This is a genomic window from Streptococcus penaeicida, assembly GCF_002887775.1.
In the GTDB taxonomy this organism is placed as follows: domain Bacteria; phylum Bacillota; class Bacilli; order Lactobacillales; family Streptococcaceae; genus Streptococcus; species Streptococcus penaeicida.
In genome coordinates this window covers 14826-26157 of record NZ_LOCM01000027.1, presented here as the reverse complement: position 1 = coordinate 26157, position 11332 = coordinate 14826, and the positions used below count along the sequence as shown (strand labels likewise).

General features: G+C 38.7%; 8 protein-coding genes and 2 pseudogenes. All 10 read left to right on the top strand.

Annotated features, from left to right (window positions below):
- Nucleotides 1–141: 141 nt before the first annotated feature.
- Nucleotides 142–2049 carry a DUF2207 domain-containing protein gene (locus AT575_RS07120; RefSeq protein ID WP_102777754.1) on the top strand — a complete coding sequence of 636 codons (1908 nt, stop codon included), beginning with the start codon at nucleotides 142–144 and terminating at the stop codon, nucleotides 2047–2049.
- Between the two features lie 104 nt (nucleotides 2050–2153).
- Nucleotides 2154–2993 carry an undecaprenyl-diphosphate phosphatase gene (locus AT575_RS07115; protein ID WP_102777753.1) on the top strand — a complete coding sequence of 280 codons (840 nt, stop codon included), beginning with the start codon at nucleotides 2154–2156 and terminating at the stop codon, nucleotides 2991–2993.
- Nucleotides 2994–3152: 159 nt separating this feature from the next.
- The gene (gene mecA / locus AT575_RS07110) at nucleotides 3153–3914 is read left to right on the top strand and encodes an adaptor protein MecA (RefSeq protein WP_102777752.1); all 762 of its coding nucleotides are present in this window, start codon (nucleotides 3153–3155) and stop codon (nucleotides 3912–3914) included.
- Nucleotides 3915–3918: 4 nt separating this feature from the next.
- Nucleotides 3919–5076: a glycosyltransferase family 4 protein gene (locus AT575_RS07105; RefSeq protein ID WP_102777751.1), complete on the top strand. Its 1158-nt coding sequence runs from the start codon at nucleotides 3919–3921 to the stop codon at nucleotides 5074–5076.
- A 125-nt stretch (nucleotides 5077–5201) separates the two neighbouring features.
- Nucleotides 5202–5972: pseudogene (sufC, locus tag AT575_RS07100) on the top strand (Fe-S cluster assembly ATPase SufC).
- Nucleotides 5973–6026: 54 nt separating this feature from the next.
- Nucleotides 6027–7292 (top strand): Fe-S cluster assembly protein SufD, encoded by a 1266-nt coding sequence (sufD, locus tag AT575_RS07095; RefSeq protein ID WP_102777750.1) that lies wholly within the window; start codon nucleotides 6027–6029, stop codon nucleotides 7290–7292.
- Nucleotides 7293–7309: 17 nt separating this feature from the next.
- Nucleotides 7310–8536 carry a cysteine desulfurase gene (locus AT575_RS07090; protein ID WP_102777749.1) on the top strand — a complete coding sequence of 409 codons (1227 nt, stop codon included), beginning with the start codon at nucleotides 7310–7312 and terminating at the stop codon, nucleotides 8534–8536.
- Nucleotides 8523–8966 (top strand): Fe-S cluster assembly sulfur transfer protein SufU, encoded by a 444-nt coding sequence (sufU, locus tag AT575_RS07085; RefSeq protein ID WP_102777748.1) that lies wholly within the window; start codon nucleotides 8523–8525, stop codon nucleotides 8964–8966. The genes AT575_RS07090 and sufU overlap by 14 nt, the downstream gene beginning before the upstream one ends.
- 22 nt (nucleotides 8967–8988) lie before the next feature.
- Nucleotides 8989–10406, top strand: a pseudogene (gene sufB, locus AT575_RS07080) (Fe-S cluster assembly protein SufB).
- Between the two features lie 696 nt (nucleotides 10407–11102).
- Nucleotides 11103–11321, top strand: coding sequence for a hypothetical protein (locus AT575_RS10860; protein ID WP_245871512.1), 219 nt, complete (start codon nucleotides 11103–11105; stop codon nucleotides 11319–11321).
- Nucleotides 11322–11332: the final 11 nt, after the last annotated feature.

The following is an 11332-nucleotide window of genomic DNA, read 5'->3' as shown; positions in this document are numbered from 1 at the left end:
GATAGTGATTTCAATCATTTTTGTTTAAAGATGGAAAAATATACAAATGATTGATTAAAAATAAGAATTTTATAATCCAGTAATTCTTTTATTTACCTTATTTTTTGTGATAAAATATGAGCTAGAAAGTAGGGTAATCGCATGACTATAAAACGCTTCTTATTGAGCTTAGTTTTGATCATATCTTTTTTGACCGGCACTGTTTTTGCTGGTGAAGTAGATTATCGTATACCGCTTTATGAAGGTCATCTACATATCAATGAGGATAATAGTGCTGACTTTACTCAAGAAGTTACCTATATCTTTAGCACCAGTTATGGCGGTCAGTACGTCAGTCTTGGGAAAGCTGGCAATATGCCTAGTGGTTTTACTATTCAAGCTGAGCCACAAGTGGAAGCCTATAGAAATGATCAAAAAGTAGAGGTTAGCACTTTTTTAGAAGATCTTGGCGATGGTTATCGCTTAAAGGTCTACAACGCTGGAGATTCTTCTGACAAAGTTAAACTTATTGTTAAATGGAAACTGACAAATATTTTATACAAGTATAAGGATATTGCTGTCTTAAATTGGAAACCAATATCTGATTGGGATAAGTCCATTGATCAGGTTCATTTCACCATTGATAGTCAAAAGTCTAGTCAAGAGCAAGAAATGTACATGCATCGTGGCTACTTTTCATCAGGTGCTCATGTAAAAAATAAAGACAAAATTAATATTAAGGCTTCAGAGGTAAATGGTGTTTTAGAATTACATGGTTATTGGGATAGTGCTATCATCTCTGGAACAGCTCTGGACCAAAATTATTTATCGAGCTTCAAAACAACTGAAACCAACATTGCTAAAAACACTAAATTAGCCCATAATATTGTCAATTATTACGTCTATATTATAGTAGCTATCTTGTTTGCTCTTGCAGCTCTTTGTTGGTTCCTCTTTAAAAATTCTGTTTATAAATACAGCAATAAAAAAGATCAACGTCTTTATGCCTTGCCGGGCGACCAATCCCCACTAATTATTGCCGAAAAGATATTCCATTTAAATCTTCACAAGCTAAACCCTAGTCAGTCAACTTTCAAGGATGATGACATTTCTTTTGAAAATCTCATTCAGGCTACCTTGCTTGACCTGGTTGATCGCAAAGCGATTATCATGGAAAAAGAAAGTGACGGCTATTACCTGACATTATTAGATGAGAGTCATTTGGCTGATTTTGAAAAATCCTTCGTCCGCATGGCTTTTGGGGATGAGAAAAAGCTAAAACCAAACCAATTATTTGCAGATTATTTCTTTGATTCTGGAATTGAGCGTAAGCTCAAAAAGCAATACTCAGGTCAAGAGTTGCAACGCCAGATGAATGCGCGTGGCCAGGAGCATTTAGACAAACTTAACCGTGCCTTCCGGAATCTGACGGATTCGGTTAAAATTAGTATTGGCACAGAAAGTGATAATTATTACCGTCCCATGAATGGTAAAGAAAAAGTCTATCTTGGTTTGGCTAATCTCTTCTTAGTTGGCGTTGTTGGCGTCCTTATTTGCCTTGGCTTTTATGTGATGGCAGTAGCTGGTGGTCGTCATTTGATTATCGATATTGTACTTGCCTTAATTGCTATCGTATGTATTTTTAAAATCAATAAAAAACCGACTGGTGATATTTTACAAGGGGTCATAACTCAAGAAGGTCAAGTTGCCCGTCAGCCTTGGGATGCTTTTATTCAGATGCTTAAAGACATTGACCATTTTGAAAAAGCAGAAGTTGAAAGCTTGGTTGTTTGGAATAGAATGCTGGTTTATGCTAGTATGTTTGGTTTTGCTGATCAGGTTGAGAAATATATGATTCTTCATGGTATTCAATTGGAAGATAAGAACTTGGGTCATCAATACTCTCAGATTCATCCCTTTATGTATGGGATGACTAATAATTTGACCAGCTCAAGTATGGCAGCGGCAAATGCTAGTCACTTTAGCGTTTCGTCGGGAAGTAGTTCAGGTGGTTTTTCAGGTGGTGGCTTCTCCGGCGGTGGCGGAGGCGGCGGTGGGGGTGCCTTTTAAGCTAGGTATGGTACCAACTAGATTCTCTAATATTTTTTATTCACAAAACTAACATTTTCAGATAGATTCTGTTACAATAGTTCTATTGAAAATGAGGAGTAATTATGTTATTTTTTGAAATATTAAAAGCTATCTTTTTCGGGATTATTGAAGGTATTACGGAATGGTTACCCATTTCTAGTACAGGACATTTGATCCTTGTTCAAGAATTTGTAAAAATGCAGCAAGACAAGTCTTTTATGGACATGTTTAATATCGTTATTCAGCTTGGGGCTATTATTGCCGTAATTGTCATTTATTTCAATCGCTTAAACCCCTTCCAACCTGGTAAGACGGAGCGTGAGGTGCAATTAACATGGCAACTATGGTTGAAAGTTGTGATAGCCTGTATTCCATCAGCTATCTTTGGTTTATTGTTGGATAATTGGATGGAAGCCCACTTCTATAATTTTATTGTTGTTGCTTTGATGCTAATTCTTTATGGTTTTGCATTTCTTTGGATTGAAAAACGGAATGAAACAGTTGCTCCGCAAGTCACTGATTTAGCTAAAATGTCATATAAAACAGCCTTTCTCATAGGTTGCTTCCAAGTATTAAGTATTGTTCCAGGAACAAGTCGCTCTGGTGCGACAATTTTAGGCGCCATTATTTTGGGAACAAGTCGACCGGTTGCTGCTGATTTTACTTTCTTTTTAGCCATTCCAACCATGTTTGGCTATAGTGGTTTAAAAGCTGTGAAGTTCTTCCTTGATGGCAACCATTTGGCTTTTTCACAATTCTTAATCTTATTGGTTGCAAGCTTGACAGCTTTTCTTGTCAGTCTTCTAGCTATTAAATTCTTGACAGATTATGTTAAGAAACATGACTTTACCATTTTTGGGAAATATCGTATTGTCTTGGGAAGTCTCCTAATTGTTTACTTCTTTATTACTCTATTTGTTTAAATCTAGGCCTTCTTCGGAAGGCTTTTTCTTTCTCTTGGTATCCCTAAATTTTATGGAAAATGAGTGAAAATTCTTGTTCCAACTTGGAATCAATCACAAAATTGCGAAATTCCTGCTTTTCGAGTATAATAGAATGACTACGCGTGCGAGGTATATACTATGGAAATGAAACAAATCAGCGAAACGACGCTAAAAATTACAATTAGTATGGATGATTTAGAAGAAAGAGGGATGGAGTTGAAAGATTTCTTGATTCCTCAAGAAAAAACTGAAGAATTCTTCTATAATGTTATGGATGAATTAGATCTTCCAGAAAACTTTAAAGATAGTGGCATGTTGAGTTTCAGAGTGACACCTCGTAAAGACCGCCTAGATGTCTTCGTGACAAAATCAGAACTTTCTAAAGAAATTGATTTTGAAGACTTGGCTGATTTAGGAGATGTTTCGCAGATGTCTCCAGAAGATTTTTTCAAAACTATTGAAAAAAGTATGATGGAAAAAGGCGATGTCAATGCTCATGAAAAATTGGAAAAAATTGAAGAGATGTTAGAAGAAGCTGTGGAAGAGAATCAACCAAATGCAAGTAACGACTCTGAAGAAATGGTTGATGAAACGATTGAGCCTTTGGATTATGTTCATTATGTTTTTGATTTTCTTTCTATTGAAGAAACAGTGCACTTTGCAAAAACAGTTGACTTCCCAATTGAAGCTTCTGAATTATATAAAGATGCCAATCGTTACCACATGACTATTTTGATTGATGTGCAAAATCAAGCGCCTTACTTTGCTAATATTACCTACGCTCGCTTGATTGAACATGCTTTACCTGGAACGAAAACGAGAGCCTATCTACAAGAACATGCGACACTCTTACTTGAAGATCAAGCAGTAGAACAATTGAAAGAGATTGAATTGGTGTAAAAGAATGTTTCCATTTACATTTGATTATGTTCTGATCCTAATAGGGGCCTTACTGATTTCCTTGTTCTTAACCCCACTGGTTCGTCTACTAGCTTTTAAAGTTGGAGCAGTAGATGAACCAAACGCCAGAAGGGTAAATAAGGTAACCATGCCAAGTAGTGGTGGACTAGCAATCTTCATTTCCTTTTTCATCACAACTCTCATTTTGATGCCTAAAGTTTCAGAAACGATATTAATAGATAAACAAAGCTATTTTGTTTATATTTTTCCAGTTGTCATGGCGGCTTTGATGATTACTGTGACAGGCTATATAGATGATTTATTTGAAATCAGTCCCAAATTAAAAATGCTCGGCATTTTTTTTGGTGCTTTTATTATTTGGGCATTCACTGAGTTCCGATTTGATAGTTTCAAAGTACCTTTTGGTGGACCATTGGTTTTCTTTGGGCCGATTGTCACTTTCATCTTAACTATACTTTGGATAGTTTCTATTACCAATGCTATCAATTTAATTGATGGCTTGGATGGCCTAGTTTCTGGAGTGTCAATCATTAGCCTTTTAACCATGGCTATTGTATCCTACTTCTTCTTGCCTCAGCCAGACTTCTTTTTAACGGTCACCATTTTGATTTTAATTGCTTCAATTGTAGGTTTTTTCCCTTATAATTATCACCCAGCAATGATTTATCTGGGAGATACCGGAGCTCTTTTCATCGGGTTTATGATTGGTGTCTTGTCATTGCAAGGTCTGAAGAATGCAACTGCGGTTGTTGTTGTCACCCCGGTTATCATTCTCGGGGTACCAATTATGGATACTGCGGTAGCGATTATCCGAAGGAGCCTATCAGGAAAAAAATTTTACGAACCTGACAAAATGCATTTACACCACCGTTTGCTTTCAATGGGCTTCACTCATCGTGGTGCTGTGCTTGTGGTATATGGTATTGCCATGCTCTTCTCATTGATTTCCCTCTTATTGAATGTTTCGAGTCGTATCGGTGGGGTTCTGCTCATGTTTGGTCTCTTATTCGGACTAGAGGTCTTGATTGAAGGATTGGAAATTTGGGGTGAAAAACGGACACCACTCTTTAATTTACTAAAATTTATCGGTAATAGTGAGTTTCGCCGTCAACAATTGGAAAAAAGGAAGCAGAAAGACTGACTTCCGAACAGAAATAAAGCCTAAGATGGCTTTTTTTGTTATAATTTATGTAAATATTAAAATAGCTTTTTTGCGTCTACTTGCTTACTAGCAAGAGAGAAAAATATAGAAAAATGAGGTAAATCATGTCTATTCTCGAAATTAAAAATCTCCATGTCTCAATTGATGATAAAGAGATTTTAAAAGGGGTTAATCTAACCCTTAAAACAGGTGAAATTGCGGCTATCATGGGACCAAATGGAACTGGGAAATCCACCTTATCAGCTGCCATTATGGGCAATCCTAACTATGAAGTTGACTGAAGGTCAAGTTCTTTTTGATGGCGTTAACGTTCTTGATTTAGAAGTTGATGAACGTGCCGGATGGGACTTTTCTTGGCCATGCAATACCCATCAGAAATTCCTGGTATTACCAACGCTGAATTTATGCGTGCTGCCATGAATGCTGGTAAAGCTGATGAAGATAAAATTTCGGTTCGTGATTTCATTACTAAATTGGACCAAAAAATGGAACTCTTGGGCATGAAAGAAGAAATGGCAGAGCGCTACCTCAATGAAGGTTTCTCTGGTGGTGAGAAAAAACGTAATGAAATCCTTCAATTGTTGATGCTTGAACCTAAGTTTGCTTTATTAGATGAAATCGACTCTGGTCTTGATATTGACGCCCTAAAAGTGGTATCAAAAGGGGTCAATGAAATGCGTCAAAAAGATTTTGGTGCCATGATTATTACCCATTACCAACGTCTTTTGAACTACATTACCCCTGACCGTGTTCATGTCATGATGGATGGCCGTATTGTTCTTTCGGGGGACGCTGAATTAGCCGCTCGACTTGAAAAAGAAGGTTATGCTGGTATTGCCGAAGAGCTAGGAATTGATTACAAAGAAGAAGTCTAATGATGTCTTGCTAAAAGAGTCTAGTTATTATAGAGAGAAAGAGGATACATCATTATGACATTAGAAAATATTTTGGCTTTTTCTCAGGGAAAAGCAGAGCCGGCATGGTTGCAAGAAAGACGCCAAAAGGCTTTTACATTAATTGATCAACTGGAATTACCAAGAATTGAACGGGTGAAATATCACCGTTGGAACCTAGGAGATGGTAGCATTTCTGAAAGTCCTATGACGGGAAATGTCCCTGATTTTATTGCCTTAGGCGATAATCCAACCTTGGTTCAAAATGGAACTCAAACCGTTTTCGAACAGTTACCTATGGATTTGCATGACAAGGGAGTTGTCTTCACTGATTTTTATTCAGCCCTTGAAGAAATTCCAGAAATCATCGAAACTTATTTTGGAACTGCCGTGGCAGATGACCAGGATAAATTAAGTGCTTACCACACGGCTTATTTTAATAGTGCAGCTGTCCTTTATGTTCCGGATTTTGTGGAAATTGAAAGGCCCTTAGAAGCTATCTTTTTACAAGATAGTGATAGTGAAGTGCCCTTTAATAAGCATGTCTTAATTATTGCTGGCAAGGAAAGTCAATTTTCTTACTTAGAACGTTTTGAATCATTTGGTCAAGGCAGTCAAAAAGCCAGTGCCAATATCAGTGTTGAAATTCTTGCTCAAGAAGGTAGTCGTGTTAAGTTTTCTGCGATTGACCGCCTTGGTGAATCAGTGACAACCTATATTAGCCGTCGTGGTCGTTTGTCTAACAATGCTATGATTGATTGGTCTTTAAGTGTGATGAACGAAGGTAATGTGGTTGCTGACTTTGATAGTGACTTGTTTGGTGATGGCAGTCATGCTGATTTAAAAGTTGTCGCTGCTTCAAGTGGCCGTCAAGTGCAAGGGGTTGATACACGAGTTACCAATTACGGTAAGAATTCTGTGGGTCATATTCTTCAACACGGGGTTATTTTGGAACGTGGCACTTTGACCTTTAATGGAATCGGACACATTATTAAGGGTGCTAAAGGAGCTGATGCTCAACAAGAAAGCCGTGTTTTAATGCTTTCAGATAAGGCAAGAAGTGATGCCAACCCAATTTTATTGATTGATGAAAATGAAGTGACTGCGGGACATGCAGCTTCAATTGGTCAAGTAGACCCTGAAGATATGTATTATCTCATGAGTCGTGGTTTGGATAAAGATACGGCTGAAAGACTTGTTATCCGAGGGTTCTTAGGAGCTGTTATTACAGAAATTCCTGTCAAAGAAGTTCGTGATAGCATTATCGATGTATTAGATCAGAAATTAGCCGCTAGAAATTAAGATAAAAAGGAGTCGGAATGATTGATAGTTTAGCCATCAAAAAAGCATTTCCTATATTAGAGCAAGAGGTTAATGATGAAGCCTTGGTTTATTTGGATAATGCTGCGACGACTCAAAAACCGCAAGTAGTACTAGACCGGATAATGGCCTATTATCATCAGGATAACGCCAATGTTCATCGGGGTGTTCATACCTTAGCTGAACGAGCGACACGTGACTATGAAGCCAGTCGCGCTTTGGTCCGTGATTTTATTAATGCCAAATCTAGTAAGGAAGTTCTTTTTACCAGAGGGACTACTACTGGACTCAACTGGCTGGCAGGATTTGCTAAAAGCATTCTCAAACCAGGAGACCAAATCCTTATTTCTATCATGGAACACCATGCCAATATCATTCCTTGGCAACAAGTTTGTCAAGCGACTGGGGCGGAACTGGTTTATGTTTATCTTAAAGAGCATGCTTTAGACATGGATGATTTGAGGACTAAGCTGACTGATAAAACGAAAATAGTCAGTCTTGCACATGTTTCAAATGTTTTAGGCTGTCAAAATCCTATCAAGGAAATCGCTGCCTTAGCCCATGAAAAGGGGGCGCTAATGATAGTTGATGGCGCTCAGGCGGTTCCGCATATGGCCATTGATGTTCAGGACTTAGATTGTGATTTTTATGCCTTCTCAGGTCATAAAATGATGGGTCCAACCGGGATTGGTGTCTTATACGGTAAAGAGAAATGGCTCAATCAGATGGAGCCCCTTGAATTTGGCGGTGAAATGATTGATTTCGTCTACGAACAAGAAGCTTCTTGGAAGGAATTGCCTTGGAAGTTTGAAGCCGGTACGCCAAATATTGCGGGAGCCATAGGGTTGGGTGCGGCGATTTCCTACCTTAATGAAATAGGTATGGACACTATTGCGGTGCACCAGCAGGAGCTAGTGGATTATCTCTTGCCTAAATTGTTGGCCGTGGAGGGTCTAACCCTGTATGGTCCGCGTCAGCCAGAGGCGCATGCTGCGGTTTTTGCCTTTAATTTAGATGGGATTCACCCTCATGACGTCGCGACAGCTTTGGACTACGAAGGGATTGCTGTTAGGGCGGGTCATCATTGTGCACAGCCACTCTTGAGACATCTGGAGATTTCCTCGGCTGTTAGGGCAAGTTTTTACATTTACAATTCAAAAGAGGATTGCGATTGTTTGATTGACGCGATTCTGAAAACGAAGGAGTTTTTTGATGGCACTCTCTAGACTGAATAGTCTTTATATGGCGGTTGTGGCTGACCATTCTAAAAATCCCCACAATCATGGTACGATTGAAGGGGTAGAGTCTGTTGTTTTGAATAACCCGACCTGTGGTGATGTCATTTCCTTAAGTGTCAAATTTGAGGGTGACCGAATTGCAGATATTGCTTTTGCGGGAGATGGTTGCACAATTTCAACAGCTTCTTCTAGTATGATGACGGATGCTGTTAAGGGGAAGACTCAGGCTGAAGCTTTGGAATTGGTTGAAATCTTCTCAGAGATGGTCCAAGGTCAAGACAATCCTAAACAGAAAGAATTAGGAGAAGCGGAGCTGTTAGCGGGTGTTTCCAAATTTCCTCAAAGGATAAAATGTTCGACCTTAGCATGGCACGCCTTAGAAAAAGCTATTAAACGTCACCAAGAAGAAGCAAAGTAAGATAGAAAGAAAAGGAATAGATATGTCTGAAACAAATGAAAAGGTAGAACCAACTCCTATTGATTTAGGAGATTACCAATTTGGTTTTCATGATGATGTTGAGCCGATTTACTCTACTGGTAAAGGTTTGAGTGAAGCTGTTGTCAGAGAACTTTCAGCTGCTAAAGGTGAACCAGAATGGATGTTGGAGTTTCGTTTAAAATCTTTAGAAACCTTCAATAAAATGCCCATGCAGACTTGGGGTGCAGATTTGTCAAATATCAATTTTGATGATATTATTTATTATCAAAAAGCCTCTGACAAACCAGCTCGTTCATGGGATGATGTTCCGGAGAAAATCAAAGAAACCTTTGAACGTATTGGAATTCCCCAGGCAGAACGTGCTTATTTAGCGGGAGCTTCTGCACAATATGAATCTGAAGTGGTTTATCATAACATGAAAGATGAATTCGAGAAGTTGGGCATCGTCTTTACTGATACGGATTCTGCTTTGAAGGAGTACCCTGACCTCTTTAAACAATATTTTGCAAAGTTAGTTCCCCCAACGGATAATAAACTAGCTGCTTTAAATTCAGCAGTGTGGTCTGGTGGTACCTTTATTTATGTGCCTAAGGGTGTTAAGGTGGATATTCCTTTGCAAACTTATTTCCGGATCAACAATGAGAATACGGGGCAGTTTGAGCGGACGCTGATTATCGTTGACGAGGGTGCTAGTGTCCATTATGTTGAGGCTGTACGGCGCCAACGTATTCAAGTAACAGTCTTCATGCAGCTATTGTTGAGATTTTTGCGCTGGATGGGGCTTATATGCGCTATACTACTATCCAAAACTGGTCTGACAATGTCTATAATTTGGTTACCAAACGGGCGCGTGCCTTGCAGGATGCTACGGTTGAATGGATTGATGGCAACTTAGGAGCTAAAACAACCATGAAGTACCCATCTGTTTATTTAGATGGACCAGGGGCGCGTGGAACCATGTTGTCAATAGCCTTTGCTAATGCGGGTCAACATCAAGACACAGGTGCAAAAATGATTCATAACGCACCACATACATCATCATCAATCGTCTCTAAATCAATTGCCAAAGGTGGCGGAAAAGTAGACTACCGTGGACAAGTTACCTTCAATAAAAATTCGAAAAAGTCGGTTTCCCATATTGAATGTGACACTATTTTGATGGATGACATCTCCAAATCGGATACCATCCCATTCAATGAAATCCACAATTCGCAAGTAGCATTAGAACACGAAGCCAAAGTATCAAAAATTTCAGAAGAACAACTCTATTACCTCATGAGCCGTGGCTTAACAGAAGGAGAAGCAACCGAAATGATCGTCATGGGCTTCGTCGAACCCTTCACCAAAGAATTACCAATGGAATACGCCGTCGAACTCAATCGCTTAATATCGTATGAGATGGAGGGGTCAGTAGGCTAAAAAAAGGAGATGCTCAACAGCCATAAAGCTGTTGGCATCCCTTTTTTTGCCTACTGAGCGTATGGAGATAGAAGAAACGGAGTTTCTTCCTTACTACAAGATTTGAAGTCTAGTAGACAGTTTTGCCCGACTGAGGGTTTTGGATAAGGAAAACGGAGGTTTCCTCATTACAATAAGCTATGAAGCTACTCATTTCAGTTTTATCACCTACGGAGGTTGGATATAGAAGAAACGGAGTTTCTTCCTTACAACCAGATTTTAAGCTATTGAAGTCAACCATTTGTCAACTGAAGTGGCAGATAAGGAAAACGGAGTTTTCCTCATTAACCAAGAATACAAAGGAGATGCTCAACAGCCATAAAGCTGTTGGCATCCCTTTTTTTGCCTACTGAGCTTATGGAGATAGATGAAACGGAGTTTCTTCCCTATTATCAGATTAGAAGTCAAGTAGACAGTTTTCCTCATTACTATAAATTTTGAAATTTTTAAGACTGATTTTAGTAAGAGAGTCTTTTTAAGCCGTCAAAATGACGGCTTTTTTTAACTTTTAAAGTCGTCATTTTTTTGTATAATTTTAAAACCAAAGCATTTCTAATTTTCAACTCTTTTTGGATAAATTAGACGAACAATAGTCGCCTTTATGTTACAATAGAGACGTATATATAAAAATCAAAAAATTAGAATTGGGGTTCTAATATGCAAGCCAAAAGGCAAATGGTTCAGTCACCTTTAAAGAAAAAGGTGGCGACCACTTTTCTCATCATCCTGGTCTATCTGATTGGTAGACATATTCCACTTCCTTTAGTCGATGTGGATGCTTCAGCATTCGGTGGCATTAACCGAGAATTAATGAACATTGCAAGTCTAGTATCAGGTGGTGATTTTTCACAAATTTCTGTTTTTACATTGGGCTAGGCCCTTGGATG